Below are 26,551 nucleotides of genomic sequence, written 5' to 3' on the forward strand. Positions count from 1 at the left end.
TGTTTCCGGCCGTTGGCCATTCTCCAAGCCGGGCCGAATGTGTCTGTCAGCTAAAACTGCTAATAATAGACATGTATGTCTAGCGAAAATTTTGCCGGCATGTCCGAATCTTGAATACGGACGATCTTGCGGGAAATATCGACATCTGTTCCGACCGCGCCAGCGCGTCGGCTTGGGCCCTACGCGGGCTAAATGTGATCGCCCACACGGCGCGGCTTGGCCCGCCATTCGGTGGGGCCTGGATCAAGAGCTGTAGCGGACATGCGCCTCTCCGCGGCCGATCACTTCCAGATTTCGGCCGCCAGGCGCACGAAATTGCCGCCCAGGACGTTGCGCACGGTCTGCTCGGACTGGCCGCGGCGCAGAAGCACATCGGTCAGTTCGCTCATCTGGCCGGGAGCCGCGTAGGTCGTCGCCCCTTCCGGATACTCGCTCCTGGGCCAGAATTGCGGGTTGTCGGAAATGATACGGTCGATGCCTTTGATGTCGACGGGGAAGGCGTAGTCCAGCCCGATGCCGACATGATCTGGGCCAGCCAGATCGACAAGATATTCGATGTGGTCGGCCAACCTGTCCGAGTCCGTGCGTCCCTCTCCCAGGAAACGATTGAGCCCGACGATCGCGACGATGCCGCCGGTGCGCGCGCAGGCCTTTATCTGCTCGTCGGTGATGTTGCGGCCATGGCCGCACAAGGCCTTGGCGTTGGAGTGCGAGAAGATCACCGGCCGGTTGGAATATTCCATCACCTCCATCGAGGTGCGATAGCCGGTGTGGGTGACGTCGACGAACATGCCGAGACGGTTCATCTCGTCGATGACCTGGCGGCCGAACGCCGTCAGGCTGGTCTCGACATCGTGGCAACCGCCGCCGGCGAGGTTGTTCCTGTTGTAGGCAAACAAGATCTGGCGCACACCCAGATGGTGATAGAACTCCACCATTTCGATGCGGCCGTCGAGCGCGTTCATGCCCTCGACGTCGAAGGTGATTGCCAGTTTGCCCTCAAGCTTTGCCTTGCGGATTTCCTCTACCGAGGAGACCAGCGTGTAGTGCTCGGGATTGGCAAGGATCCAGTGGCGGAAATTTGCGAGCGTCCGCACTGTCTGCTCCCAGGGCAACAGGTCGAAGCCGACATCAATCGACAGATAGTCGATGCCGGCGTCGCGCCAGATCTGCAGATTGTTCAGGTCCGCAGCCGGGTCCGGCATGAAGCCGGAATGCGCGTCCCATATGATTTCACTGTCGAAAATGGCCTTGGCGGCAGTCGAAACGCTCACTTTTTTCTCACTCTCTTGGCAACGCCAACACGACGGAAGGCCGGATCAAGCGGCGTTCCGGACGTGTGATCCAGATGCAGTACGCATCAAGTATCAGGCCACAGACACATGTGTCTATACAGCTCCGAACGGGCCTGTATGGTCGCCGTCGCTGCATGTCGCTCCGATCGGACCATCGGCAAAAGGGAGAACAAAGATGAGTTCAAACGGAAGCCATGGCGGGAGCGATAGCAGGCACATCGCGGTAATCGGCGGCGGCATCATCGGCTGCAGCGCGGCTTTCCATCTGCTGCGGTCCGGCGTGCGCCGGGTGACGGTCATCGATGCGGGTCAGCCGGGTGCCGCGACCACCAGCGCCGGCGCGGGATTTGTCTCGCATTGGTCCGCCGGCATGATTCCGCTTGGCGAAGAGGGTCTTCAGCTGCAGCAATATGGCCTCGATTTCTATCGCCGGCTGCACGAGGTCGGCGTCGAGATCGGCTATCGGCCGAACGGCACCTTGATCATGGCGCTGACCGAGGACGGGCGCGAGCGTTTTGTCCGCCCGGTGCTGGACTCTTCCTATGCCCCGACGGAAATGCAGGATCTGAACGCCGCGCAGATCGGCCAGAAGATGCAAGGTCTCATCGATCCGGCGCGGGTCCATTCGGCGGCCTACAATCCGCATGGCATCCAGCTCGACACCAAGCTGGCAATGGGTGTGCTGACCGGCCAGATCAGCGAGCTGGGCGGCGTATTCCGCAGCAACACACGCGTGACGGCCGTCCATGATGCCGACGACCGGGTGGCGATCGAGACCGATCAGGGCAGCCTTGAGGCTGACGGCGTGATCGTTGCCGCTGGCGCATGGGACAACCAGATCATATCGGGCCTCGGCTGGAAGTTGCCGCTGCTGCGGGTCGTCGCGACACGCATCGTCACCGATGATCGCGGGCTGCCGTCGACCATCCCCACCGTCCAGTGCCGCGAATTGCGGCTGTGGCTGCGCGAGACATTCGGGGCCGTCATGTGGGGAACCGGCCGGCACTACAAACCCCTGTACAAAACAAATGACAGCGAAATCGAACCCGGCCAACCGCACAATCTCGAACTGATGCAGGAGACATTCGAGCAGGAGCTTGCCGAGCTGCAGACGGTGTTCCCGCCGCTGCGCGGTTCGACGATCGCGAGTTGGGCGCAAGGTGTGCCGTGCTACACGCCCGACAACGGTCTTATCGTCGGCAAGGTCCCCGGCAGCGACAATATCGTGGTCGTCGGCGGCGATAATGAGAGCGGCGTCACCCATGGGCCGGGTCTTGGCCGGCTCTCCTGCGAACTGGTCCTCGGGCAGACCCCATTCGTTTCCGCGGAGCGGTTCCGTGTCGATCGCTACGCCTCCGATGCCTTCAAGTCGGAAGCAGAGATCGAGGCCGCCATGCCGGCCTGGGGCGCGCGTCATGAGGCGTCGCGATTTGGCCGCGAGGCTTGATGTCAGCAGTCGTCGACGCTGCCGAGCAGCGCCTGCGCCACCGCCCTGACCACCGGGCCGGCATTCTTCCTCGTGACGATGTGGAAGGAGCCGGCGTGACGACGCGAGGTCTTCGTCAGCCGGACGAGCTGGCCGCGGCGCAGATGCTCGTCGGCAAACCCGGCCCAGGCGAGCGCGGCGCCGCGCCCGGCGATGGTTTCGTGGATCATCGACATGTAGCCCGTGAACCGAGGTCCATCGAGTTTCCGGTCGGTTCCGATCCACGATTGCCAGCTGTCGATCGCGCCCGGCGGCGTCACCTGATGCAGCAGCGGCACTGCTATGAAAGCCTCTGGGTCTTCCGAGGCGAGCGCCGGATAACGCGCCAGGAACGCCGGTGCGCAGACCGGGAACCATTCACCGTCGAGCAGTTTTTCGGTCACGAATTCGGACCATTGCCCGGCTTCGCCGAAGCGGATCGACAGCGCCACTTCAGGCTGGTCGAAATCCCTGTAGTCGGTGGATGTCTGCAGCAGCACCCGGCCATCGGCAACCTGCGATGTGATGAGGCCGAAGCGCGGCATCAGCCATGCCTGCGCGAAGTCGTGGCTGCAGCCGACCACGAATGTATCGCTGTCGTGCGCGGTCAAATCCTCGACCGCTTGCCTGATGGTGCCGAGACCCTCGCGGATCGCTTCGGCTAGCGTGTTGCCGGCCCCGGTGACGGCGACGCGGTTGCCTTTGCGCGCGAACAGCTCGACCGACAGCTGGCGCTCGAGATTGGCGACGTGCCTGCTGACCGCCGATTGGGCGATGTTCAGCTCCTGAGCGGCCAACGTCAGCCCGCCATGCCTGGCGGCAGCCTCGAAGACGACCATGGCGTTCAGCAGGGGAAGCGATGTCTTGAGGGTTTTCACAATCCAAACCTGCCTTCATGCCTTTTCGATATGAAGGTCTATCATTTCTGTGTTTGCCGCAAGCCTTTCCGCATCGCACATTCCTATCGAAACGTCATCCTAACGCCAGCGAGCAGAAAGGTGTTGCAGTGCAGGCCTATACACCGAACAGCCAGCCTATCGACAGAAGCGAGACCGTCAGGCTGATCGACCGGCAACGTCCGGACTGGTCGCTGGAACAGGCCTTTTATGCCGACCCTACGATCTTCGCGCTGGAACGTGACTTGTGGTTTCCGCGCCAATGGATGCTTGTCGCCCATGCCAGCGAGGTCCCTGAAAAGGGCCGCTACATCGTGCGCCAGCTGTTCGACGAAGAGATCATCGTCGTGCGCTTCGGCGATGGCGAGGAGGACATCGCGGCCTACTACAATGTCTGCACCCATCGCGGCTCGCGGCTCTGCGCCAAGGATGGTCGCGGCAAGCTTCTGGTCTGCCCATATCATGCCTGGTCGTTCAGGCTGACCGGCAAATTGCAGTCGCGGCAGGACCTTCCTACAAGCGCCGATCCGGAAACGCTCGGCCTGCACCGGGTGCCCTGCAAGAGTTTCGGCGGCCTGGTATTCTGCGGCCTCGATGCCAAGTCGTTGCCCGACATCCAGCCTGTCGCGGACGGGCTGACCGGTGGCTTGCGCGAGAACGGCCTCGACCGCGCACGCATCGTTGCGCGCAGGAATTACCTGACCAAGGCGAACTGGAAGCTGGTGCTCGAGAACTTCCTTGAATGCTATCACTGCCGTCCGGCTCACCCCGAATATTACCGCGTCAACGGTCATGTCAAAGTGACCGCGACCCGCGATGCCGACAAGGCGGTCGAGTGGCAGAACGAAATCGAGGCCTGGCACAGCGTCATCGGCGATGCCGAGTTCCACAAGGGCGCGTGGCAGGCTGGCGACCTGGACACGATGCCGTTCGCCATGCACCGCAAGCCGATCGGCTCCGGCCGTAACACGCTGTCCAATACGGGCGAGGGGGTCTCGTGCCTGATGGGTGGTCGTCGTGCCTATGATGGCGGCGAAAGCGGCTTTCGCCTCGGACGCCTGTCGTTTGCAAGTGCTGCCAATGACTATGTCACGCTGTTCCAGATGATACCGCGCAACGCCATGGAAACAGACGTCATCCTGACTTGGCTCGTCGACAAGGATGCCGATAACGACGTCGACGCCGATGCGATCAGCTGGATGTGGGACATCACCACGGTGCAGGACAAGAAGATCACCGAAGACAATGCCGACGGCATCATGTCGCGCGCCTACCGGCCGGGGCCCTATACGCCGCTGGAAAGCCAGACCTCGTTCTTCGTGCAGACCTATCTGTCGGAACTGCGCTCGCTGATCACCGGCACGCGCGGCGCGACCGTCAGCCAATGGTCTGCGCCGAAGGAACTTTTCGCTTCGCCGAAAGCGGCGAGTTGCAACACGCGCCTCTGACCCGCGGCCGAAGATGCCTCTTTGAGGCGTCGCATTCCGATGCCATATGAAGGGGGGCCGACGGAATGTTGCGGGAGAGACAGTTTATGACCAAAGGTTCGGATCTGTTCGTCGCGGCCCTCGAGAACGAAGGGGTCGAACGGATTTTCGGCATTCCGGGCGAAGAAAATCTCGATATCGTCGAATCCATCCGCCGCTCCTCGATCCAGTTGATCCTGACCCGTCACGAGCAGGCAGCCGCTTTCATGGCCGCCACCTATGGCAGGCTTACCGGCAAGCCGGGTGTGTGTATCACCACGCTTGGCCCAGGCGCGCTCAACCTTTCGACCGGTTCGGCCTATGCGCTGCTCGGCGCGATGCCGATGATCATGATCACCGGCCAGAAGGGCATCCTGTCATCCCGGCAGGCGCGCTTTCAGATCGTCGACATCGTCGCGGCGATGAAGCCGCTGACCAAGCTGTCGCGCCAGATCGTCTCGCCGAAGATGATCCCCTCGCTGGTGCGCGAAGCTTTCCGTGTCGCCCAGGAAGAGCGTCCCGGTCCCGTACATCTGGAACTGCCGGAAGACATTGCGGCGGCCGAGTGCGAACCGATCGCGCTGGTGCCGACGCACCCGGTCGAACTGCCGCTGGCCAGTCCAGGCGCGCTTGATCGCGCCGCCCGTATGATCCTGGAAGCCAGGCGCCCGCTGCTGATGTTCGGCGCGGCGGCGTCGCGACCGCGCGTGACCCCCGACGTCGCGCAGTTCGTGCTGCGGACGCAAATTCCCTATTTCACCACGCAGATGGGCAAGGGCACCGTGCCCGGCGGCACGGAGCTCTATATGGGAACGGCAGCCCTTTCGGAGCGCGACTACGTGCACGAGGCCATCGAGCAGGCCGATCTGATCATCACCATCGGTCACGACACCGTGGAGAAGCCGCCCTTCATCATGGGGGCGAAGGGGCCGAAGGTCATTCATGTCGGCTACCAATCAGCCGATGTCGAGCAGGTCTATTTCCCGCAAGCCGAAATCGTCGGCGACCTCGGCCCTTCGCTGGCGCTGCTGGCCGACCGCATCGAGGGCAAGATCCCCAACGCGCAGGTCCTGCTGCCGCTGCGGGAAGGCATTCTGAGCCGGATCGCCGCGCGGGCCACCGAAGATCGCTTCACGCCGCAGCGCATCGTGCACGACGTGCGCGCCGTGATGCCGGCCGACGGGATCCTCGCCCTCGACAACGGCATGTACAAGATCTGGTTCGCGCGCAACTACCGGACGCGCATGGCAAACACGATCCTGCTCGACAATGCGCTGGCCACCATGGGCGCGGGCTTGCCGTCGGCGATGATGGCGGCACTGCTCTATCCGCAGCGCCGTGTCATGGCCATCTGCGGCGATGGCGGCTTCATGATGAACAGCCAGGAATTGGAGACCGCCGTCAGGCTCAAGCTCAACCTCGTCGTCCTGCTGCTCGAGGACCATGCCTATGGCATGATCCGCTGGAAGCAGGCGGTTGACGAATTTCCGGATTTCGGCATGACCTTCGGAAATCCCGATTTCGTCAAGTATGCCGAGGCTTATGGCGCCAAGGGAACCAGGGTTGCAGAGATCGCCGACTTGCGGCCGGCGCTGGAACAGGCCTTCACCGGCGGCGGCGTGCATCTCGTCGTTGTGCCTATCGACTATTCCGAAAACACCAGGGTGCTCGTCGACGAATTGCGCGAGCGTCTGCCTGCGCCGCAGACGCCCTGACGGCAGCGACAAAGCCGCCGTCAGGATTGCTTGGGCGGAAGACCCTACACCTTGCAGTAAGGCGTTACCGGCGCGATGGTGCCGAAATCCTTAGCGATCTCGTAGCCGATGCCGTCGGCCGCCGCCTTGCCTACATAGGAATGGCAGAGTGTGTGGTTGTTGGTGGCGTCGACGCGGATCTTGCCTTGCGGTGCGTCGAACTCGATCGACGGCAGCGCGGCCAATACATCGTCGTCCTTCAGCGATCCCGCCTTCTCCGCGGCCAGCGCGTAGAGATGCAGGCCGTTGTAGCCGGCCTCCCCGATGCCGTTGACCATCTTCTCCTGGCCGAATTTCTCACGGAAGCTGGAGATGAACTTTTTGTTGACCGGATTGTCCAGCGCCATCCAGTAGGGCTGCGGCGCATAGGTGCCGGCCGCAACGCCGGGCGGCAGCGCGTCCTTGTTGAAGACCTCGTCGAGCGGGGCGATCAGCGGCTGCTTGATGTCGAAGCTGCGATACTGCTTGAGCTGGGTGACGGCGTCGTTGCCGACCACCATCGACCAGACGACATCGGGCTTCAGCGACTTGATCTTCTGGAAGGCCGGGCCGAAATCTGTGGTCCCGAACGGATAGTAATCGGCGCCGATGATCTTGCCGCCGGCCTTCTCATAGGCCGCCGTGATCGCCTCGGTCATCTTCTGCGGCCAGGCATAGTCCGAAGCCATGACATAGATCGTCTTGCCGAGGTTCTCTGCCACCCATGGCATCATCGGGTCGACCTGCTGCATCGGGATCGGGCCGGTGGCGACGAAGTAGCGGTTGCATTCGCCGCCTTCGAAATTGGTCGGGTAGAAGAACAGCTTCTTGGCCTTCGAGGTGACCGACAGCGTGGCGCTGCGCTCAGGCGAAATGATCGTGCCCATGATCACGTCGACCTTGTCTTCGTTGATGAGCTTGCGCGCCTTGTCGATGGAGCCCTTGGTCGTGGTCTGGTTGTCCTCGATGATGAGTTCGACCTGGCGCCCGCCAATGCCGTTGGCGGCGTTGAGTTCGGCGGCGGCGAGCTTGTAGCAATTGAGCAACGTCTCGCCGAGGATCGCCTGCAGTCCGGTGATCGGGATCGACAGGCCGACCTTGACGGTGTCGGCGGCGCGCAGGATCGACGGCGCGCCGACTATGGCGAAGGCGGCGGCAGCGCCGCCCGATTTCAAGACAGTTCTTCTGCTTATCATTGTTGTGTTCCCTTCCAGTCCCAGGCGCGCCCCATGCACGCCTTACAAAGCCAACAGGTCCTTCAGCAGGGTCTCGTCGGCGAAGGTCTCAGGCGCACCTTCGTGGACGATCCTGCCCTTCTCCATCACCAGGCAGCGGTCCGATGCCTTGAGAACGAGATCGAGATTCTGCTCGACAAGAATGATCGCGATGCCGCGCTCGCGGGCGATGCGCGGCACCAGTTCGGCGATCGACTGCACGATGTTCGGCTGGATGCCTTCCGAGGGCTCGTCGAGCAGCAGCACCGAGGGCAGGCCGCAGAGCGCGCGGCCGATCGCCAGCATTTGCTGCTGGCCGCCCGAAAGCGTGCCGGCGACCTGCGCTTCGCGTTCGCGCAGGATTGGAAAATAGCCGAAGATGTCGGCCGGAATGCCGCCGTCGCCACGGTCCTTGGCAGCGCGGGTGCCGACCTCCAGGTTTTGCCGCACCGTCAGCTGGTTAAAGATCCCGCGCCCCTGCGGCACATGCGCGATGCCTGCGCGCGCACGGCGGAAAGCCGGCGCGTTGGTGAGATCCTTGTCTCCGAGAACCACCGCCCCGCCGCTTGCCCGCAAGCCGCCGGAGATGACGCGCAGCAGCGTTGTCTTGCCTGCGCCGTTACGGCCGAGCAAGCCCACGACTTCGCCCAGCGCGACGCTGAGGTCGATGCCGTTCAGCACGGGGAGCAGACCGTAGCCGGCCGACACCGCCATTGTTCGCAGCATGATCAGCGCCTCCCCAGATAGACATCGCGGACCATCTCGTCGGTCTCGATGTCATGGAAAGGACCGCTGCGCAGCCGGCGTCCCTGATGCAGCACCAACGTCTCGCAGTTCAGCGCCCGCACGAAGCGGATGTCGTGCTCGACGGCAACGATCGAGAATTCACCTTTGAGTCGCAGCAGCATCTGCGCCGTCGCCAGCGTCTCCTGCGGCGTCATGCCGGCAGTGGGTTCATCGAGCAACAGCAGGCGCGGCTCTATCGCCAACGCCATGCCGATCTCCAGCCATTGCTTCTGGCCATGCGCGAGTTCGCCGGCCAACGTGGCGGCGCGGTTGGTCAGCGCGACCAGCTCCAAGAGTTCGCCAACCGGGCGCGCAGGCGAAGGCGCCCCCCAGCGCGCGACCTTGAGATTATCCTCCACCGAGAGGCTCGGGAAGACAGAGGGGATCTGGAACTTGCGGGCAATGCCGAGCCGGGCGATGCGATGCAGCGGCAAGCCGGCTATGTCGTGGCCGAGGAAGCGCACGCTGCCGCTGGTCGGACGCAGCGTGCCGGTCAGCACGTTGAGGAAGGTGCTCTTGCCAGCGCCGTTCGGCCCGATGATGCAGCAGAGTTCCTTGTCGCGCACCGTGAGGTTCAGAGCCTCCAGCGCCTGCAGCCCGCCAAAGCGGATACCGACGTTCTCGGCCTGCAGCAGGATGTCGCTCATTGCGCGCGCCTCCCGCCCTTGAACAGGCCTTTCAGCCGCGCGTAGATCGACAGGATGCCATCCGGCAGGACGAAGACGATGATGACGAAGACACAGCCGAGCAGAAGGGGCCACAGGCTCGGGTTGAAGCTGCTGATCGTCTGCTGCGCGCGCTGAATGAAGATGGCGCCCAGTACTGGCCCAAGCAGCGTGCCGCGCCCGCCGACCGCCACCCAGACGATCACCTCCGTCGACAGGAGCAGTCCGGACAGGTCGGGCGCCACCAGTCCTGCCATGCAGACATAGAGCGCGCCGGCAAGTCCGGCGATCGCCGCCGACAAGACGAAAGTAACGAGCAGCCGCAACGGCGCATTGTGGCCGAGCGCGGCCGCCCGGACTTCATTGTCCTGGATTGCGGTCAGCACCGTGCCCCAGCGGCCGCGGCTGATCGACCACAGCGCCAGCACCGTCACGGCGACGATAGCCGAGACGAAGATATAGGAGGGCAGATCCTGGCTCAGATCGACATGCAGGCCGCCAAGATCGAACTCGATCGGCGGAATGCCGATCAGGCCGCTGTCGCCGCCGGTGACCGAACTCCAGGAAACCGCGGCCTGCTGGCAGATGACGCCCATGGCCAGCGTGACGATGGTGAAATAGCTGCCACGAATGCCGCCGAAGAACAGGAAGTAGCCGATGATGGCGGCGACGAAGGCCGCACCCGCCACCGCACCGATGATGCCAAGCAGGCTTCCGAAGGGGATGGCATCATTGAGCGTAACCAGCGCCATGATGTAGCCGCCGATGCCGAAGAAGGCGGCGTGGCCGAAACACAGGATTCCGGTGCGGCCCCAGAAGAAGTCGAGGCTCGCCGCGAACAGGCCGAAGATCAGCGCGTCGCGGATCACCGTCAACTGATAGCCGCCGGCAAAGAACGGATAGATGATCGCGAGCGCCACGCAGACGGCAAAGATCATCAGCCAGTTGCGGTCGCGGGCGATCATCGCGACGCTCCGTTGAACAGGCCGTTGGGCCGCAGACGGACAGCGACGATGGCAGCCAGCAGCACGATCGCCTGCGCCAGCGACGGCGAAATCTGATAATTGAGGATGCTGGTCAGTCCGCCGACGAAGACGCTGCCGGCGACAAGGCCGCCGATCGAGCCGACACCACCGACGATGACGACGAAGAAGGCGTTGGCGAGATAGTTCACCCCCATCTGCGGCAGCACGATTGCCAGCGGTGCGACCAGTCCGCCGGCAAGGCCGGCGATTGCCGCGCCGAAGGTGAAGGCGATGGCGTAGGTGCGCCGGGTATTGATGCCGACGCCTTCGGCCATCTCGCGGTTCTGGATGACGGTGCGGATGTCGAGACCGAAGGGCGTCCGGCTGATCAACAGGATGACGCCGAGCAAGGTCAGCATGGCAATGCCGATCAGGATCAGCCGGTAGGCCGGATAGACGGTAAAGAAAAGATCGAGCGTGCCCTCGATCGGCGGCGTCACCGGCTTGGCGCCGAGCCCGAAGATCAGTTCCAGCCCTTGCTGCAGGATCAGGCTGACGCCCCAGGTGGCAAGCACGGTCGAGACCGGCCTGGAATAGAGATGGCGGATGATGGCGAACTCGAGGATACAGCCGACCACCGCGCCGGCAACGGGCGCCGCCGCCAGGCCCAGCCAGAACGAGCCGCCCACGCTCTGGACGAAATAAACCGCGAAAGCGCCGACGGTGACGAACTCGCCATGCGCCAAATTGGTCACGTTCATCAGCCCGAAGCTGATCGCCAGCCCGAGCCCGACCAGCATCAGGATACTGATCAGCGTCAGCGCATTGAGCAGCGTGGTGATGAGAAAATCCATCGCGTCAGGCCGCACTGGCGAGACGTTGGCGCAGGCCGGCGAGCAGGCCTTCGGCGGCATCGATCGCCGCGGCCTGATGCGACTGCAGATCCTGCCCCGCCCATTCGTCGATATGCTCCGACAACGGGTCGACCACTTCGGTGCGATGGTTGGCCAGAGTCTCGATGACGGCATGGCCGCAGAACGGCACATAGCCCTCGGAGTAGCCGCCCTCATGGGTCATCATCAGGCGCCCTTGCGAAGTTTCGGCGGCCAGCGCCACCATGCGCGCGGCGAGCCGCCTGAAGCATTCGCTGTTGAGCATCATGCGGCCGAGCGGATCAAAGCCGGACGCATCGAAGCCGGACGCGACGATGACGAGGTCCGGTCTGTAGGCACGCAGCGCCGGCGCGACGACACGGTCGAAAGTCGCTTCATAGGCGCCGGTGCCGCTGCCCGCCGGCAGCGGTATGTTTATGTTGTAGCCTTCGCCGGCATCTTTGCCGTTGTCGGCCAGCGCACCGCGCCCGGTCGGGTAGAGATTGTCCTGATGCAAGGAAATGGTCAGCACCGACGGGTCGGAATAGAACACCGTCTCGGTGCCGTTGCCGTGGTGCACATCCCAGTCGACCACTGCGGCGCGGCCAAGCAGGCCTTCATGCTGCAGCCGGCGGACAGCGACGCCGATGTTGGAGAACAGGCAGTTGCCCATCGCCTGATCAGGCTCGGCATGGTGACCCGGCGGCCGCGCCAGCGCATAGGCATTGTCGACGCGTCCGGTCAGCACGGCGCGCATCGCGGCATAGGTGGTGCCGGCAGACAGCAGCGCGATGTCGAAGCTGTTGAGGCCGATTGGCGCCTGCGGCCCGGCGAAACCGGAGCCGCGCTCGCTGAGCATCCTGATGTCGTCAACGTGACGTTGCGTGTGGACGCGCAACAGGTCCTCGACCGAGACCGGCTCGGGGATAATCGGGACGAGATGGCGCGACAGGCCGCTGACCTGGATGAGGTTGTTCAGCCGCCGCTTCGAGCCAGGGGATTCCAGATGGCGGCCGGGTTCCACGAAACGGCCGGGAGGCATCATGTCGGCGCTGGAGCCGGTGTCATGCCACATCAGCTGTTCGTGAAAAACGTAGCCTGTCGCCATTCGCAGCGTCCTCTAAAAACCAGGTGACGCTAGCAGGCTAACGATCATGTGGCCCGACCCGAAAGAGGGGCTGCGCCTGTATCTATGCCCCTCCTTTCGGAGGGGTATAGGCGCCTGCTGACCCTTGCGCGGCGCGCACCGCCTGCACCCGGTTGGATACCGCAAGCTTGCCGAAAATGTTCTTCAGGTGCCATTTCACCGTGGTTTCGCTCACCGACAGCGCCAAGGCGATATCGCGATTGGACATGCCCTCAGTGAGATAGCGCAGCAGTTCGGCCTCGCGCTGGGTGAGCTGTTCCTTCTCAGCGGCTGGTGCGGCCAGCTTGCGCGCCGCCACGGGCATCGCCTGCGCTGCATCGATGATGCGCGTGGCATAGGCTGACAGCGCGGGGTCGGTCTTCGCCTGGGCAGCACGCAGCCGCATCAACCCTTCGACGACAGACCTTCCCTCGTCGACGAAGGAACGGATGAAGCCGGAAGGTTGGGCGAGACGCAACGCATCGAGGAGATTGCGGTCTGCCTCGCGTTGGTCGTGGGCAGCGCTGGCCGCTTTGGCTCGCAGGATCAGCGCCAATATATGGCGACGCATGCGCCCGCTGGTTCTCGTGCGCTCCAGAAGCGCGTCGAAAACCCCCGCTGCATTGGCATAGGATTTTTCCGCCGTCAGCAAACGGCCCTCGGCAAAGAACTCGAACTCGTTTGCGGTGGTGATGACCGTCGAAGTCTCGGTCTCTTCGCCGCGATGCTCGGCCAGCAGCGCGCGCGCCTCGGCATTGCGGTTCTGGTCGAGCAGCACACGTACGCGGTCATGCATGATCATCGATGCCAGGCGGCGATACACCGTGCCGCGCACGCGTTGATAGACGCGCTCCAGCATGTCCAGTGCGGCTTCGGTGCGACCGGTCAGCTGCAGCACACGGGCATAGGTCGGCACGCTGGCAAGGGGATAGACGATGACCGCCGCGCCCTCGATCTGCGGGCCGAGATTCTCGACCAGGGTCAGCGCTTCGCCCGACGCATTGGTCTCGTAGGCGAGCTCGGCTAGCAGCGTTCCGGCCAAGGCCTCGGCATAGGAATTAGCACCGATCCGCGCCCTGGCCTCGATGATGGCGTTGCGCAGCAGCCGCTCGGCGGCGGGCAAGCGGCCCGCCGAACGCTCGACAACGGCCATGTAGCAATTGGCAATGGTGACGCCGAGCAGGCTGCCGCTTCGCTCATGCGCCCGTCGCGCCGCATCGATCGCGGCGCGGGCACCTTCGAGGTCACCCAGCGCATAGAGGTTGTAGCCGATGACATTGGCGGTCGCGCCTTCCATGAACCAGGCATCGGGTGAGATGACGCGCAGGGCCGCAAGTGCTGTGTCGCGCGCCTGATCGAACTGCTCCAGCGTGCTGTGGACGGCAGCGGCGAGAACCACCAGTTCGGCCTCGATCGTTGTGCCGGTCATGGTGCCTGGGTCATTGCTGTCAGTCGGTCCGGTCTCGACCAGCTTGCGCGCATTGCTCAGCGTCTGCTGGGCAATCTCGGGTTGGCTGCTGTGCACCGCCAGCCAAAGCACCACCAGTTGCAGCCGGATGCGCTGGTCGATCAGTTTCCTAGGCAGCAGCGCGAGCAGCTGGCGCACGTAGAGAAGCTGGCACTGGGCGATGAGGTCGAGCGCGTTGTTTTCGACGAATACCGCCGCGCGTGCCTGGTCGCCGGCGGCCAGCGCGTACCCGATCGCCTCGGTCAGCATCTTGCGTTCGCCGAACCATTCGGCGGCCGCCAGATGCAGCGGCGCGATCATCTCCGGTTCGCGCCGTTCCATTTCGCGGCTGAGGAAATCGCGGAACAGATGATGGTAGCGGAACCAGCGTCGCTCTTCATCGAGCGGCACCAGGAACAGGTTGCGCGTCTCGATCTCGGTAATCGCCGCCTCGGCATCCGCCGCGCGCATCACCGCCCGGCAGGCTTCGGCGCTGAAGCGTTCGAAGATCGAACTGTAGAGCAGGAATTTTGCGATTGCCGGCGGCAGCTCCAGAAACACTTCGCCCATCAGGAAGTCGGCGACGTTGCGGTTGGCGCCGGTAAAATTGCCGATGAAGGTTTCGGGTGCGTGTGCGGCACTCAGCGAGAGCGAGGCGAGCTGCAGGCCGGCGGCCCATCCTTCGGTACGCGAGCACAAGGTCTCCACTGTGCCGCTGCTGACGCTCAGGCCCAGCTTCTCGTTGAAGAAAGCCTCGGCCTCGGACGAGGCGAAACGCAGATCGTCGGGGCCGATTTCGAAGATGTCGCCCAGCACCCTGAGCTTGCCGAGTTGCAGATCGGGCAGGCTGCGCGAGCCGATGACGAAGGCGACGTTTGCCGGCGCCTGCCGGGTCAGGCGCTCCATGAACCGCTTCACCGCCGTCGCCTCGACAGCGTGGTAGTCGTCGAAGAACAGCGTGATGTCAGCTTCGCGCGCTGCAAGGCCCGTGACCAGTGCCGCGAGCATGACATCGAGCTGGGGGATCGGGCTGGACTGGAAGGCAAGGTCGAGTTCCGCTGGGCTCTGGACGAGATGGCGGAGCGCGCCCACCAGATGCGACAGGAAGGCGCCCTCGTCATTGTCGGTTGCCTCGCAGGATAGCCATGCGGTCAGCCGACCGTGGCGCGCGACCTCCGTGGCCCATTGCGCCATTGTCGTCGATTTGCCGAAGCCGGCGGGCGCGGCGAACAGCACGATCCGCGTGTCGATGTGGCGCTCCAGCGTCGACAGGATGGTCTCGCGGCGCACCCATCGGCGATGGTGCGGCGACGCTTGGCTGACGGATTGCGGAGCTGTTCTCATCTAGGTCCGTGCAACCTGCCGCTTTTCCGCGAAAGCGCGGCTCCCTTGCCATTGCTCCACTCCGTTTCGATCAGCGGAATCTGCGGTGCGGCATCGCGCGGCAAGGTTCCCTTGATCCGGGGATCGTCGATGATCTCAAATCCGGTCGCGAAGGGGACGAACCCGCAGGCACTGTAGAACCCGATGACACTGTGATGATCGAAGCTGCTTGTATGCAGCCAGATGCGGCTCGGGTTGAGACGCCATGCGAGGTCCAGTGCCCCGGCCATCAGCCGTTTGCCGAAACCCCTGCCGGTCAGGGACGGGAACAGGCCAAAATAGGTGATCTCGATCTCGCTGCTGTCGGCGACGAAGAATTCGACCATACCGAGATGCGCGCCGGTCTCGTCATGGCCGTAGTAGAGATGCTGGCGCGGGTCGGCGAAATGCTCGGTGATTTCGGCATCGGACATTTCGGAAACACGGTCCCAAAGCCAGGGCGCGCCGATCTCTAGGAAAATCGCCCGGTAGGAAGCGCAGTCGGGGGGCGTGATCCGTGTCATGGCCAAGGGGTGCGCGAGATCGGGCTGCGGCGAGCGCGCCTCCATCCACGTCACCGCATTGGCAAGCTTGCCCGCCGGCAGGCGATGGTAGCCAATGGCGAGATCGGTGATTTCGGCCGGCATCGTGTCTTCGGTGATCAACGCATTCCTCGTCATGTCTTCCAGAGATAGCAGTATCGGCTTGCTGCATCCGATGCCAACTCCCCAGACCATGGCAGCATTGAACGGCAAGTCCTGGACTGAAAGTTTGGCGCGTATGCCTCTTGCATTTCACAGAAATGGCATATGAGATATGATACACCATTCAGATGAAAGTGAAACATAATGCCTGAGCGGATTGCGGACGAGGCCATTCTCAGCGCGGTCGATGGCGGCTTCGCGCGGCAGGTAGCGTTTCTGCAAGACCTCGTGCGTTTTCCTTCGCAGCGTGGTGAGGAACATGCCGCACAATCGTTCATGGCGGCTGCCTTTGAGGCTGACGGCTATGCCGTCGACATGTGGCGCGTCGATGTCGATGCGATTCGCGACCTGCCGGGTTTTTCACCCGTGGCAGTTTCTTATGACGACGCCTTCAATGTCGTTGCCACGCATACGCCGCGAAACGCGACCGGCCGCTCGCTGATCCTCAACGGCCATATCGATGTCGTGCCGACAGGGCCACTCGACCGCTGGGTGCGCGATCCCTACGATCCGGTGATCGAGGACGGCTGGATGCATGGCCGCGGCGCCGGCGACATGAAGGCCGGCCTGTCCGCCTGCCTCTATGCGCTGGCCGCATTGCGCAGCCTTGGCTATCAGCCGGCCGCGAACTTGTATCTCCAGTCGGTGGTCGAGGAAGAATGCACCGGCAATGGCGCGCTTGCCTGTCTGCAGCGCGGCTACCGCGCCGACGCCGCCTTCATTCCCGAACCGCTGGAGCCGAGGCTGATGCGGGCGCAGGTCGGGCCGATCTGGTTCCGGGTCGAGGTCGACGGCGATCCCCAGCATGCGTCGGGTGCATTTTCTGCCGGGGCCAATGCCATCGAAAAGGCATTTGTCATCATCCAGGCGCTGAAGCAGCTCGAAATCGTCTGGAACGCGCGCAAGGTCGACGACAAGCATTTCCATGATCACCCGCACCCGATCCGCTTCAATCTCGGCAAGATCGAAGGGGGCGAATGGACATCGAGCGTTCCGGCGCGCTGTGTCTTCGAGATGCGCGTCGCCACCTATCCCGGCCAGAGGCTCGAAGACGCCAGGGCCGAGCTTGAGGCCTGTATCGCCGAAGCGGCGCGTGCCGATCCGTTCCTGGCCAATCGCCCACCGATGATGACCTACAACGGCTTCATGGCCGAGGGCTATGTGCTGGAAGGCGCCGACGAGATGGAAGCGGTGCTGCGCCGCAGCCACACCGCCGTGTGGGGCGAGCCGCTGACGGAGCACGTCACCTCGGCGACCACTGATGCGCGCTTCTTCGGCCTCTATGCTGAAACGCCGGCGATCGTCTACGGCCCGATCTGCCGCATGCCGCACGGCTATGACGAGGCCGTCGATCTCGACTCGGTGCGCAAGGTCACCCAGACGATCGCGCTGTTCATCGCCGACTGGTGCGGCCTCGAACCTATCGAGGCCAAGCCATGAATGCAGCCGTCCCCGATGCTTTCGGCGAAACGCTCGCCGAGGACGCGCCCCATGTCTCGACGACCGACGCGCTTGCCATCGTGCGCCGGCACTACGGGCTGACCGGCACCGCGCGTCCATTGCCTGGCGAACGCGACCATAACTTCCACATCCAGACCGACGGCGAGGGCGAGTTCGTCCTCAAGGTTTCCCATCCGGCGGAAGAGGCCGGCTTCACCGACTTCCAGAACAAGGCGCTCGACCACATCCTTGCAGTCGACCCCACCTTGCCGGTTCCCTCGGTGCGCAAAAGCCTTGAGGGCGAAGCGCAATTTACGGCCAGTGTTGGTGGATCGGCACCGCGCATCGTCCGGCTGGTGACTTATCTGCCCGGTCAGCTGCTGTCGCGCTCGCCGACTTCCGATGCGCAGGATCGCAATCTCGGGATCTTCCTCGCCCGCCTTGGCCGGGCGCTGCGCGGTTTCTTCCACCCGGCCGCCGGCAGCGACCTGCTCTGGGATATCCGCAAGGTCGCCAAGATACGACCGATGACGGTGCACATCACTGATCCGGGCCGGAGGGCGATGGTCGAGCGCGCGATCGACTCCTTCGAGCAGCATGCGGCGCCAATCATTCCGACCCTGCGCGCCCAGATCGTCCACAACGACATGAACTCCTACAATGTGGTGATGGACGCGTCGCGGCCGGAGGTCGTCAGCGGCATCCTCGATTTCGGCGACATGATCCATTCGCCGCTGATCTGCGACCTCGCCATCGGCGCCGTCTATCGCTGGCCGGCGCAAGGCCATCCGTTGGCGTCGGCCGCGCGCTTCGTCGCCGGCTATCAATCGGTTCAGCTGCTGGAGGAGGAAGAGATCGGCATTCTCTTCGATCTGATCCGTGCCCGGCTTGCGCTCATCGTCAACATCGCCAGTTGGCAGGCCGAGCGCTTCCCGGCCAAGCGCGACTATGTGCTGCGCCTCGCCACCGAGGTCTGGGCCTCGCTCGAAAAGCTGGATGGTCTGTCATCCACCGATGCCCGCCGCTATTTTCTCGACCATTCCAATCCGGAGTAAATGCTCGTGTCCCAGTCCTCGCCATATCCTTCAAATGCCGACGCGGCTGCATCGGAGCGCGCGCTGCTTGAACGCCGCGCCAGGCTGCTTGGGCCGACCTATCGCGCCTTCTACCGCAACCCTATTCATCTGGTGCGCGGCAGCGGTGTGTGGCTCTACGATGCCCAGGGCCGTAAATTCCTCGACGCCTATAACAACGTCGCCTCGGTCGGCCACTGCCACCCGCGCGTTGTCGAGGCGCTGTCCGGACAGGCCGCCACGCTCAACACCCACACGCGCTATCTCAGCGAGATCATCCTCGATTACGCGGAAAAACTGCTCGGCACCGTTCCGGCCCATCTTGGCCACGCCATGTTCACCTGCACCGGAAGCGAGGCCAACGACCTCGCCATCCGCATCGCCCAGCATTCCAGCGGCGGCACCGGCGTGATCATCACCGACTTCGCTTATCACGGCGCCACCATCGCGACGGCGCAACTGTCGCCGGCGGCGGTCGGAGCAAAGGGCGTGCGCGCGCAGCACCGCACCGTGTCGGCGCCGGACACGTTCCGCGACCATGGCCGGGCCGCGAATGTTTTCGCAAAAAATGTCGCCGCCGCCATCGAGGACATGCGCGTAAAAGATATCAAGCCGGCCGCACTCCTTCTCGACTCGGCCTTTTCCAGCGACGGCATCTTCTTTCCCGATGCGGCGGTGATGCGCGAGGCGGTGGATCACGTCAGAAAGGCCGGCGGCATCGTCATCGCCGATGAGGTCCAGTCCGGCTTCGGCCGGCTTGGCCAAGGCATGTGGGGTTTCGCCAATTATGGCATCGAGCCCGACATCGTCACGATGGGCAAGCCGATCGGCGATGGACACCCGATGGGCGCCGTGCTCGTGCGGCCGCAGCTAGTCGCTTCGTTCGGCTCGAACACCGGTTATTTCAACACTTTCGGCGGCAATCCGGTTGCTGCCGCCGTCGGTCTCGCCGTGCTGGCGGTGATCGAGGGCGAGGGGCTGATCGAGAATGCGCGCAATGTCGGCGCGTATACGAGTGAACTGCTGCGCACCCTGCAGAGCCGGCATGGCGCGGTCGCCGATATCAGGCATAACGGCCTCTATTTCGGTGTCGAGCTGACGGCGGACGGTGACGAGGCGCTGGCCGCCACCAAGACATCGGCGGTCGTCGAAGCCATGCGCGAGGACGGCGTGCTGATCTCGTCCTGCGGTCCGCGCGGCAATGTGCTGAAGATGAGGCCGCCACTGCCGTTTGCCAGGGACAATGCCGAGCAACTGGCCGAGACGCTCGATCGCGCGCTGTCGAACTGGTGATCGGGCCGAACGCATGCTGAAGCTCGAACATCAAACCCTGAATGACCGCGCCTATGGCGCGCTCAAGCAGGAGTTGATTTCAGGCGGCTTCAGCCCGGGGCAGACGCTGGTCATCCGCAAGCTCGCCGAAACGTTCGGCATCTCGACGACGCCAATCCGCGAGGCGCTGCAGCGGCTTGTCGCCGAGCGACTGCTCGAGATGCAGAACAACCGCTCGGTCATCGTGCCGTTGCTGTCCGCGCCCGCCTTCGAGGAACTGACGCGCATCCGTATCGCCGTCGAGGGACTGGCGGGCGAGATGGCGGCGACCAGGATGAGCGAAAGCGGACTGGCTGACATACAGGCGACGCTCGCCGGCATGCAGCGTGCCATCGAGGCCGGCGACGCCAGGGCCTATCTCTCGTTGAACGAGGCGTTCCACTTCGCCATCTACCAGCATGCCGGCGCGCCGATCCTGCTCAACATGATCCGCGACCTCTGGGGGCGGGTTGGGCCTTATCTCAAGCTGCTGATGCAGGCCGATCGCTACATCCCGCAGTCCAACGACGCGCATCGCAAGATCGTCGCCGCGCTGGAGCGGCGCAGCGGTCCCACTGTGCGGACTTTCATAGAAGAGGACATCGCCGTGGCGGCCGCCGTATTATCTGCAAACCTTGACGCTGCCAGGTAGCCGTCGGCCTAGCTCGTCCCGTCCAGCCGGTCGCGCAGCATGCTCCAGCCGAGCAGCATGTTGGGCGCATGCCGCAGCAAGGCATGGAACGGGATAGGCGCCGGTGGCGCGAAGGGCAGCGGCAGGTCGCGGGCCTCGGTTCCGGCCCAGTCGGCCAGCACCTTGCCCATCGCTGTGGTCATGGCGATGCCGCGGCCGTTGCAGGCGCGTCCGGCGATCAGGCCCGGACCGAGGTCGATCAGGTGCGGCAGGAAATCCGGTTCGACCGCCGCCATTCCCGACCAGCTGTAGGCAAGCGGCGGGAGATCGGGCAGACCGAGATGCCGGCCAAGCCTTCGCCAGATCGTCTGCGGTACGCGCGTATCCGCACCGGCGCCAAGGATATGCATGCCGCCGCTGATCAGCCGGTTTTCGGCGTCGAAGCGGAATGTGAACAGATTGCGCCTGGTGTCGCCGACACCTTGCCCACCGGGTAACAGGCGCGCGCGGATTTCGGGCGGCAGCGGCGCCGTGGCGATTTGGAAAACCTTGAGCGGGAAATAGGTTCGCTGCAATGACGGGTTGAGGGACCAGCCATAGGCGTTGGTGGCGATCAGCACCTTTGCGGCGCGTACCGATCCCACCGGCGTTTTCAGCACCCAGCCATCGGCTATGCGATCAACCGAGGTGACGCGCGTCTGCTCGAAGATCTTCGCGCCGGCCTTCTCCGCCGCATCGGCGAGCCCGCGCGCATAGGCGACCGGATTGAGCACGCCGCCGCAACGATCCATCCAGCCACCGACATAACCTGGCACTCCCGTCAGGGCTTCGACATCCTGCCGATCCAATGTGACAGCCGGCCGGCCACGCTGTGCCCATTGCCCGGCACGTGACTTGACCTTCTCGAAGGCGGCAGGCGAATGCGCTGGCTGGATCCATCCGTTCTGCACGGCGTCGCAGTCGATGCCGTGCTGCCGGATCAGGCGGAAGACCAGGTCGGCGCTGCCGGCGGCGAAATCGATCAGCCTTTCGCCGCGCGACGGTCCGAGATGGGCCAGTATGTCGGCCGGGTCCATCTTGGCGAAGTTCGGCACGACAAATCCCGCATTCCTGCCGGTCGCGCCCCAGGCGATGAATTCGGCTTCGAGAACGGCGACGGAAAGGCCTTTCCCGGCGGCGTGCAGCGCGGTTGAAAGGCCGGAAAAGCCGCCGCCGACAATGGCCAGGTCGACATTGAGCCCACCTTGCAGCGCCGGCCGCTCGCGGCGGCTACCGCTGACGGCATGCCAGAGCGAAGCGCCTTGTGCCTCCTGCCGGATCACGGCATTCATGAGCCGGAACTGCTCTCGCCCGCAGCGATCTTCGCCCGCTTGCTGAAGCGGCGCCGCCGCGGCCTGTCGCCGAACAGGCCGTTCGGCCGGATCAGCAGGATGACGCAGAGCATGACGCCGATGGCGGCGATCTGCAGCGCGGCGGCGCGAGCCTGCTGTTCCGGCGGGAACAGGATGCTGGTCAGCGTGCCCGATCCGGCCCATATCGCCCACACCAGGATGCTGCCGATGACGGCGCCAAGATTACTGCCCGAGCCGCCGACGATCAGCATCACCCAGACCTGGAAGGTCAGGATCGGCAGGTAATTGTCCGGCGCGATGAAGCCGGTGAAGTGCGCCTGCAGCGCGCCGGCCAGCGCCATGATGGCGCCGCCGACGGCAAAGGCCTGGACGCGGTAGAAACGCGCGCTCTTGCCAAGCGAGATCGCCGCCCGCTCATCCTCGCGCAACGCCTTCAAAACCCGCCCCCATGGGCTGCGCGACAGGTGCTCCAAAGCGAGATAGGCGATCAGCGTCACCACCGATACGACCGCGAGGTTGGACAGGTTGAACAGCAGCGGCGTCTCGGCAAGGCTGCCGAAGGGGCGCGGGATGAAACCGATGCCGAACGGGCCGCCGGTCAGCTTCTGCGCGTTGAGCGCGACCAGTTGCACCACCACGGCGACGCCGAAGGTGGTGATCGCAAGATAGTCGGATCTCAGCCGCAGCGTCGCCATGCCGGTAAGCGCCGCGGCGATGCCGCCGACAACCATGGCGCCGAGCCAGCCGACAAGGATCGGCAGGCCGAAGCCGCCCAGCCGCGCGGCATCGTCCGGTGTGGTCAGCAGCGCCGATGTATAGGCGCCGATGGCGACGAAGCCGGCGAGGCCGACATTGAACAGGCCGGTCAGCCCCCATTGCAGATTGAGCCCCAGCGTGACCAGCGAAAAGATCAGCGCGGTGGTCAGGAAGAAGGCGCCGTAGCCGAGCAGGTCCATCAGCGTTCCCTCACACCAAACAGGCCGATCGGCCGGACGAACAGCACCGCCATCAGGATGATGAAGGAGACCGCGGCGCGCCACTCGGCTCCTATCAGCTGCACTGCACCGGCTTCGGCGAGCCCGATGATCAAGCCACCGAGCACCGCGCCGGGGATGCTGCCGATCCCGCCGAGAATGGCGGCAGCGAACATCGGCAGCAGCATGTCGAAGCCCATGAACGGGCGGATCTGCACCAGGATGCCGATCATCACGCCGGCCACGCAGGCGAGCGCCCCGCCGATGACCCAGGTGACGCGCACCACGCCGGCGACGTCGATGCCGACGATGCGGGCCAATGCTGCGTTCTGGCTCAAGGCCTGCATCGAGCGGCCGGTTTGCGTGCGCGTCATCAACAGATGCACGCCGAGCACCAGCACCGCGGTCAGTAGCAGCAGGGCGATCTGGTCGGGCGTGATGCGGATGCCGAAGCCGACCGGCATGGCGATCTGGATTGCCCGGCTGAAATAGGTCGGCCGCGAGGTGAAAGTGAATTCGAGCAAGCTTCTCAGCGCCATCGAGGCGCCGAAGCTCGCCATCACCACGATGATCGCCTGGCCTTGCGAGCGAAGCCGCGAAAACAGCACCTTGTCGAGCAGCAGCGCCAAGAGCGCGGTGAAGGCCATGCCGATAGCGAGCGCAACAATGAGCGGCCAGCCGAAGGACAACGGTGCGATCGGCGCCACCTTGCCGACTGTCGCGCCGATGGCGCTGACGACGGCCAGCGTCGCATAGGTTCCCCAGGCCATGAAGTCGCCATGGGCAAAGTTCGAGAAGCGCAGGATCGAATAGGTGAGCGTCACGCCGATGGCGCCGAGGCCGATCATCGAACCCGTCAGCAATCCGTCGACGACAAATTGCAGGCTCATGCCGCACCTCCCGTGTCGGCCTTACGGGGGCGCTGGCCAAGATAGAGTTCGGCGACCACCGGATCGTTCCATAGTTCGGAGGCGATGCCCTCGTGCCGGTCCTTGCCTTCGACCAGCACATAGGCGCGGTCGCCGATGGCGAGTGCCGCCTTGGCATTCTGCTCGACCAAAAGGATGGTGACGCCGGACTTGCGGATGCCGGCCAGCATCTCGAACACCATCGAGACGAATTTCGGCGACAGGCCGGCCGACGGCTCGTCCAGAACCAGCACTTTGGGGTGGACGATCAGCGCGCGCGCGACGGCCAGCATCTGCCGCTGCCCGCCCGACAAATTGCCGGCGGCGGTGCGACGCTGGCGCACGAGATCGGGGAAGGCCGAATACATCTCCTCGATGCGGCCAGGGATCTCGCGCCGTTCGAGGATGCCGCAGGCGACTTTGAGATTGTCCTCGACCGACATCAGCGGAAAGATGTTTTCGGTCTGCGGCACGAAGGCAAGCCCGAGCCGAACCATGGTGTGGGCAGGCGCGGCCGTGATGTCCTTGCCGTCCAGAAACACCGTGCCGCCGGTGATCGGGACGAGGCCGGCGATTGCCTTGATGAAGCTTGACTTGCCGGCGCCGTTGGGGCCAAGGACGACGACGATCTCACTCTTTTTGACGGTGATCGAGGCGCCGCGCACGATCGGCACGCCGGGCTCGTAACCGGCTTCGAGGTCACGGACATTGAGGACGGTTTCGCTCATACCACGCCTCCGAGATAGGCCTCGATGACGCGCGGGTCGCGGGCGACTTCTTCCGCCGTGCCTTCGCTGAGCAACTGGCCGCTCGCCATGACCAGGACGCGATGGCAAAGCCGCGTCACCATGTCGATGTTGTGCTCGATCAGCAGGAAGGTGATGCCGCGCGCGTTGATGTCGCGGATGCGGTCGATGATGACTTCGAGCAGCGTCGCGTTGACCCCCGCCGCCGGTTCGTCGAGCAGGATGATCGCCGGGTGGGCCATCATAACGCGGGCGAGTTCGAGCAGCTTGCGCTGACCGCCCGAAAGCACACGCGCCGGCTCATGCGCGAGATGGGTGAGGGTGACCAGTTCCAGCAGTTCGAGCGCCTTTGCCCTGGCCGCTCTCTCCTGCGCGGCGACGCGCCATGGCGTCACGAAATTGGCAAGCAGCTTTTCACCGGCCTGGCCCTGTGCCGCCAGCATGATGTTTTCGATCAGCGTCAAATTGGGCAGTGGGCGCGGTATCTGAAACGTGCGGCCAAGGCCACGGCCGATGCGCAGATGTGCCGCTTCGCCCGAGACAGGCGTGCCGTTGACAAGGATTTCGCCGCTGGTCGGCAGGATGCTGCCGGCGAGCAGGTCGAACATCGTCGTCTTGCCGGCGCCGTTGGGGCCAATCAGGCCGAGGATTTCTCCCGCTTTGACGTCAAACGAGACGTCGTTGACGGCGACAAGGCCGCCGAACCGCCTGACGACGTTCCTTGCCGTCAGAACCGGCGCGCGGGTTTCCGCCCCGTGCCTTTCCGCTGCCTCGCTCATCAAACCCTCTGGCCGAAGACGATCATTGCCGTCTCCTGATTATTGATTTGTGATCACACTTGCTTTGATCACGCTATTCGGCTTTAATTTCATCCGCAAGCCGAAAACCGGCCAAGAGCGGAATTCCATGCAAAAGGCTGCCATCGAAAAGAACAACGAGGCGATCGCTGCCCAGCTTGCGCCGGTCGGCCGCGAAACGGTGCAGGACCGCGTCTACTCCGAACTGCGCCGCGCCTTGATCGGCGGCCTGTTCGAGCCAAGCCAGGTACTGACCATCCGGGGCTTGGCTGACGCCTTGGTCACCTCGACCATGCCGGTGCGCGAGGCGCTCGGCCGGCTGATCACGGAAAAGGCGCTGGAGGCGTTGCCCAACCGTTCGGTGCGCGTGCCGCCGATCACGCTGGAACGCCTCGACGATCTCCTGCGTGCCCGCATCCTGATCGAAGGCGAGGCGATCGCGCTGGCGGCCGCCCGCATGGGCCCGCGCCAGATCGCCACCATCGAAACCATTCTCGGCGAATGGGACGAGATGCGGGCGCTGAAACACAAGAAGGACGTCGATCGCGAAGTGACGCTCAACCAGAGCTTTCATTTCGAGATCTACCGCTCCTGCGGCTCGGCCGTGCTGATCCCGATGATCGAGAGCCTGTGGCTGCAATCGGGCCCCTGCATTCGCGTCGCCATCTACGCCTTCTCGGAAGCCGGCGAGGTCGACACCGCCCAGTATCACCGCCGCATCGTCACTGCGCTGGCCACGCAGGATGCGCAGTCGGCGCGCGAGTCGCTGGTCGCCGACATCAGCCGCCCCTTCACCTTCCTGCGTAGCAAGCTGCAAGCTGCCGCCGCGAAAGACCAGACATGACCGCCATCAGGATCACCGAGCCACGTTCGAAGCTTTCCGTCACCGCATTGTTGCTGTCCGAGAAGGCGCCGGAAAACGCTGCCTTCCTCTTGGCCTATCTCGGCACGCCACGCGTCGTTCCGGGTATCCATGCGATGTGGACAGGGCCTGAGATTTCCTGTCCAGTTCCCGCCGCCGCCCTCGAGGGCCAGGCCTATGCAAAACCGTTGCCGGCCGAGAACGCGACGCTGACGCCGCAGCCGGGCGACATCGTCCTGTCCTATGTGCCGCCACGCATGTGGGGCGGCAATCCCAATGCGATCTTCGACATCGGCCTCTACTACGGGCAGGGGGCGCGGCTGTTGTTCCCGATCGGCTGGCTGGCCGGCAGCGTGGTGGCGCAGGTGCGTGCCGGGGAGCGCGATCAGTTCGCCGCCGCTTGCGGCGTCATCCGGCGCAACGGCGCCTGCGATGTCACCTTCAGCCTGGTGGAGGCCTGA

At 64.2% G+C, this 26,551-nt stretch carries 24 protein-coding genes; 9 read left to right on the forward strand and 15 right to left on the reverse strand.

Features of this window, described 5'->3' with window-relative positions; translation table 11 throughout:
* Nucleotides 1–281: 281 nt before the first annotated feature.
* Complete coding sequence (locus NKH95_RS02370; protein ID WP_023808844.1) at nucleotides 282–1,274, reverse strand: dipeptidase; 993 nt, start codon at nucleotides 1,272–1,274, stop codon at nucleotides 282–284.
* A 196-nt stretch (nucleotides 1,275–1,470) separates the two neighbouring features.
* Between NKH95_RS02370 and NKH95_RS02375 the strand changes: the two genes are divergently transcribed.
* On the forward strand, nucleotides 1,471–2,742 hold the full coding sequence (locus NKH95_RS02375) for an NAD(P)/FAD-dependent oxidoreductase (RefSeq protein WP_023808843.1): 1,272 nt from the start codon (nucleotides 1,471–1,473) through the stop codon (nucleotides 2,740–2,742).
* A gap of 2 nt (nucleotides 2,743–2,744) precedes the next feature.
* On the opposite strand, the gene NKH95_RS02380 is transcribed toward NKH95_RS02375, so the two are convergent.
* Nucleotides 2,745–3,638, reverse strand: coding sequence for a LysR family transcriptional regulator (locus NKH95_RS02380; RefSeq protein WP_352440074.1), 894 nt, complete (start codon nucleotides 3,636–3,638; stop codon nucleotides 2,745–2,747).
* 128 nt (nucleotides 3,639–3,766) lie between these two features.
* Between NKH95_RS02380 and NKH95_RS02385 the strand changes: the two genes are divergently transcribed.
* Both NKH95_RS02385 and NKH95_RS02390 read left to right on the forward strand, forming a co-directional pair.
* The gene (locus NKH95_RS02385; RefSeq protein WP_023808841.1) at nucleotides 3,767–5,104 is read left to right on the forward strand and encodes an aromatic ring-hydroxylating oxygenase subunit alpha; all 1,338 of its coding nucleotides are present in this window, start codon (nucleotides 3,767–3,769) and stop codon (nucleotides 5,102–5,104) included.
* An 86-nt stretch (nucleotides 5,105–5,190) separates the two neighbouring features.
* Complete coding sequence (locus NKH95_RS02390; RefSeq protein WP_128302363.1) at nucleotides 5,191–6,837, forward strand: acetolactate synthase large subunit; 1,647 nt, start codon at nucleotides 5,191–5,193, stop codon at nucleotides 6,835–6,837.
* A gap of 44 nt (nucleotides 6,838–6,881) precedes the next feature.
* Here the strand turns inward: NKH95_RS02390 and NKH95_RS02395 are convergent, their stop codons facing one another.
* From NKH95_RS02395 to NKH95_RS02430, 8 genes are all read right to left on the reverse strand, one after another.
* Nucleotides 6,882–8,051, reverse strand: coding sequence for a substrate-binding protein (locus tag NKH95_RS02395; protein WP_023808839.1), 1,170 nt, complete (start codon nucleotides 8,049–8,051; stop codon nucleotides 6,882–6,884).
* A 42-nt stretch (nucleotides 8,052–8,093) separates the two neighbouring features.
* Complete coding sequence (locus NKH95_RS02400; protein WP_023808838.1) at nucleotides 8,094–8,795, reverse strand: ABC transporter ATP-binding protein; 702 nt, start codon at nucleotides 8,793–8,795, stop codon at nucleotides 8,094–8,096.
* A 2-nt stretch (nucleotides 8,796–8,797) separates the two neighbouring features.
* Nucleotides 8,798–9,502, reverse strand: a complete 705-nt coding sequence (locus tag NKH95_RS02405) for an ATP-binding cassette domain-containing protein (RefSeq protein ID WP_023808837.1) — start codon at nucleotides 9,500–9,502, stop codon at nucleotides 8,798–8,800.
* A complete protein-coding gene (locus tag NKH95_RS02410; protein WP_023808836.1) occupies nucleotides 9,499–10,485 on the reverse strand; it encodes a branched-chain amino acid ABC transporter permease in 987 nt (328 codons plus the stop codon). Before NKH95_RS02410 ends, NKH95_RS02405 begins: the two co-directional genes overlap by 4 nt.
* Nucleotides 10,482–11,399: an urea ABC transporter permease subunit UrtB gene (urtB, locus tag NKH95_RS02415; RefSeq protein ID WP_352628490.1), complete on the reverse strand. Its 918-nt coding sequence runs from the start codon at nucleotides 11,397–11,399 to the stop codon at nucleotides 10,482–10,484. Before urtB ends, NKH95_RS02410 begins: the two co-directional genes overlap by 4 nt.
* A complete protein-coding gene (locus NKH95_RS02420) occupies nucleotides 11,344–12,465 on the reverse strand; it encodes a histone deacetylase-like amidohydrolase (RefSeq protein WP_023808834.1) in 1,122 nt (373 codons plus the stop codon). The genes urtB and NKH95_RS02420 overlap by 56 nt, the downstream gene beginning before the upstream one ends.
* An 82-nt stretch (nucleotides 12,466–12,547) precedes the next feature.
* Nucleotides 12,548–15,274 carry a winged helix-turn-helix domain-containing protein gene (locus tag NKH95_RS02425; RefSeq protein ID WP_352628492.1) on the reverse strand — a complete coding sequence of 909 codons (2,727 nt, stop codon included), beginning with the start codon at nucleotides 15,272–15,274 and terminating at the stop codon, nucleotides 12,548–12,550.
* Nucleotides 15,271–15,972, reverse strand: a complete 702-nt coding sequence (locus tag NKH95_RS02430) for a GNAT family N-acetyltransferase (protein ID WP_245273050.1) — start codon at nucleotides 15,970–15,972, stop codon at nucleotides 15,271–15,273. The genes NKH95_RS02425 and NKH95_RS02430 overlap by 4 nt, the downstream gene beginning before the upstream one ends.
* Nucleotides 15,973–16,140: 168 nt before the next feature.
* Between NKH95_RS02430 and NKH95_RS02435 the strand changes: the two genes are divergently transcribed.
* From NKH95_RS02435 to NKH95_RS02450, 4 genes are read left to right on the forward strand one after another with little or no spacing between them, the layout of a single operon-like run.
* Nucleotides 16,141–17,436 (forward strand): ArgE/DapE family deacylase, encoded by a 1,296-nt coding sequence (locus NKH95_RS02435; RefSeq protein ID WP_164892806.1) that lies wholly within the window; start codon nucleotides 16,141–16,143, stop codon nucleotides 17,434–17,436.
* Entirely contained in the window at nucleotides 17,433–18,491 is a 1,059-nt protein-coding gene (locus NKH95_RS02440) for a phosphotransferase (RefSeq protein WP_352890936.1), read from the forward strand. Before NKH95_RS02435 ends, NKH95_RS02440 begins: the two co-directional genes overlap by 4 nt.
* Nucleotides 18,492–19,802 (forward strand): aspartate aminotransferase family protein, encoded by a 1,311-nt coding sequence (locus NKH95_RS02445; RefSeq protein ID WP_031212279.1) that lies wholly within the window; start codon nucleotides 18,492–18,494, stop codon nucleotides 19,800–19,802. It begins immediately after the preceding gene.
* A 13-nt stretch (nucleotides 19,803–19,815) separates the two neighbouring features.
* Nucleotides 19,816–20,472 (forward strand): GntR family transcriptional regulator, encoded by a 657-nt coding sequence (locus tag NKH95_RS02450; RefSeq protein ID WP_023808828.1) that lies wholly within the window; start codon nucleotides 19,816–19,818, stop codon nucleotides 20,470–20,472.
* An 8-nt stretch (nucleotides 20,473–20,480) separates the two neighbouring features.
* Here the strand turns inward: NKH95_RS02450 and NKH95_RS02455 are convergent, their stop codons facing one another.
* Genes NKH95_RS02455 through NKH95_RS02475 form a run of 5 tightly spaced genes read right to left on the reverse strand, consistent with a single transcriptional unit; the run spans nucleotide 20,481 to nucleotide 25,210 of the window.
* Nucleotides 20,481–21,782, reverse strand: coding sequence for an NAD(P)/FAD-dependent oxidoreductase (locus tag NKH95_RS02455; RefSeq protein WP_352890938.1), 1,302 nt, complete (start codon nucleotides 21,780–21,782; stop codon nucleotides 20,481–20,483).
* Nucleotides 21,779–22,762 (reverse strand): branched-chain amino acid ABC transporter permease, encoded by a 984-nt coding sequence (locus tag NKH95_RS02460; RefSeq protein ID WP_023808826.1) that lies wholly within the window; start codon nucleotides 22,760–22,762, stop codon nucleotides 21,779–21,781. Before NKH95_RS02460 ends, NKH95_RS02455 begins: the two co-directional genes overlap by 4 nt.
* Nucleotides 22,759–23,667, reverse strand: a complete 909-nt coding sequence (locus NKH95_RS02465; RefSeq protein WP_352890941.1) for a branched-chain amino acid ABC transporter permease — start codon at nucleotides 23,665–23,667, stop codon at nucleotides 22,759–22,761. Before NKH95_RS02465 ends, NKH95_RS02460 begins: the two co-directional genes overlap by 4 nt.
* A complete protein-coding gene (locus tag NKH95_RS02470; RefSeq protein WP_352890943.1) occupies nucleotides 23,664–24,413 on the reverse strand; it encodes a branched-chain amino acid ABC transporter ATP-binding protein in 750 nt (249 codons plus the stop codon). The genes NKH95_RS02465 and NKH95_RS02470 overlap by 4 nt, the downstream gene beginning before the upstream one ends.
* Nucleotides 24,410–25,210 carry an ABC transporter ATP-binding protein gene (locus NKH95_RS02475; protein ID WP_352673974.1) on the reverse strand — a complete coding sequence of 267 codons (801 nt, stop codon included), beginning with the start codon at nucleotides 25,208–25,210 and terminating at the stop codon, nucleotides 24,410–24,412. The genes NKH95_RS02470 and NKH95_RS02475 overlap by 4 nt, the downstream gene beginning before the upstream one ends.
* 127 nt (nucleotides 25,211–25,337) lie before the next feature.
* On the opposite strand from NKH95_RS02475, the gene NKH95_RS02480 reads away from it, so the two are divergent.
* Complete coding sequence (locus NKH95_RS02480; RefSeq protein ID WP_352751168.1) at nucleotides 25,338–26,072, forward strand: GntR family transcriptional regulator; 735 nt, start codon at nucleotides 25,338–25,340, stop codon at nucleotides 26,070–26,072.
* On the forward strand, nucleotides 26,069–26,551 hold the full coding sequence (locus NKH95_RS02485) for a DUF3830 family protein (protein ID WP_352673978.1): 483 nt from the start codon (nucleotides 26,069–26,071) through the stop codon (nucleotides 26,549–26,551). Before NKH95_RS02480 ends, NKH95_RS02485 begins: the two co-directional genes overlap by 4 nt.

It is taken from the genome of Mesorhizobium sp. M0848 (assembly GCF_040319805.1).
Lineage (GTDB): Bacteria > Pseudomonadota > Alphaproteobacteria > Rhizobiales > Rhizobiaceae > Mesorhizobium.

What these genes read in the sequence shown, in the direction of transcription:
- NKH95_RS02470 (WP_352890943.1), bottom strand. Translation starts at nt 24,413, where the DNA reads ATGAGCGAAACCGTCCTCAATGTCCGTGACCTCGAAGCCGGTTACGAG.
- NKH95_RS02450 (WP_023808828.1), top strand. Translation starts at nt 19,816, where the DNA reads ATGCTGAAGCTCGAACATCAAACCCTGAATGACCGCGCCTATGGCGCG.
- NKH95_RS02425 (WP_352628492.1), bottom strand. Translation starts at nt 15,274, where the DNA reads ATGAGAACAGCTCCGCAATCCGTCAGCCAAGCGTCGCCGCACCATCGC.
- NKH95_RS02455 (WP_352890938.1), bottom strand. Translation starts at nt 21,782, where the DNA reads ATGAATGCCGTGATCCGGCAGGAGGCACAAGGCGCTTCGCTCTGGCAT.
- NKH95_RS02395 (WP_023808839.1), bottom strand. Translation starts at nt 8,051, where the DNA reads ATGATAAGCAGAAGAACTGTCTTGAAATCGGGCGGCGCTGCCGCCGCC.
- NKH95_RS02440 (WP_352890936.1), top strand. Translation starts at nt 17,433, where the DNA reads ATGAATGCAGCCGTCCCCGATGCTTTCGGCGAAACGCTCGCCGAGGAC.
- NKH95_RS02465 (WP_352890941.1), bottom strand. Translation starts at nt 23,667, where the DNA reads ATGAGCCTGCAATTTGTCGTCGACGGATTGCTGACGGGTTCGATGATC.
- NKH95_RS02405 (WP_023808837.1), bottom strand. Translation starts at nt 9,502, where the DNA reads ATGAGCGACATCCTGCTGCAGGCCGAGAACGTCGGTATCCGCTTTGGC.
- NKH95_RS02390 (WP_128302363.1), top strand. Translation starts at nt 5,191, where the DNA reads ATGACCAAAGGTTCGGATCTGTTCGTCGCGGCCCTCGAGAACGAAGGG.
- NKH95_RS02445 (WP_031212279.1), top strand. Translation starts at nt 18,492, where the DNA reads ATGCTCGTGTCCCAGTCCTCGCCATATCCTTCAAATGCCGACGCGGCT.
- urtB (WP_352628490.1), bottom strand. Translation starts at nt 11,399, where the DNA reads ATGCCGCCGAAGGCCTGCTCGCCGGCCTGCGCCAACGTCTCGCCAGTG.
- NKH95_RS02375 (WP_023808843.1), top strand. Translation starts at nt 1,471, where the DNA reads ATGAGTTCAAACGGAAGCCATGGCGGGAGCGATAGCAGGCACATCGCG.
- NKH95_RS02400 (WP_023808838.1), bottom strand. Translation starts at nt 8,795, where the DNA reads ATGCTGCGAACAATGGCGGTGTCGGCCGGCTACGGTCTGCTCCCCGTG.
- NKH95_RS02410 (WP_023808836.1), bottom strand. Translation starts at nt 10,485, where the DNA reads ATGATCGCCCGCGACCGCAACTGGCTGATGATCTTTGCCGTCTGCGTG.
- NKH95_RS02420 (WP_023808834.1), bottom strand. Translation starts at nt 12,465, where the DNA reads ATGGCGACAGGCTACGTTTTTCACGAACAGCTGATGTGGCATGACACC.
- NKH95_RS02430 (WP_245273050.1), bottom strand. Translation starts at nt 15,972, where the DNA reads ATGACGAGGAATGCGTTGATCACCGAAGACACGATGCCGGCCGAAATC.
- NKH95_RS02435 (WP_164892806.1), top strand. Translation starts at nt 16,141, where the DNA reads ATGCCTGAGCGGATTGCGGACGAGGCCATTCTCAGCGCGGTCGATGGC.
- NKH95_RS02475 (WP_352673974.1), bottom strand. Translation starts at nt 25,210, where the DNA reads ATGAGCGAGGCAGCGGAAAGGCACGGGGCGGAAACCCGCGCGCCGGTT.
- NKH95_RS02485 (WP_352673978.1), top strand. Translation starts at nt 26,069, where the DNA reads ATGACCGCCATCAGGATCACCGAGCCACGTTCGAAGCTTTCCGTCACC.
- NKH95_RS02480 (WP_352751168.1), top strand. Translation starts at nt 25,338, where the DNA reads ATGCAAAAGGCTGCCATCGAAAAGAACAACGAGGCGATCGCTGCCCAG.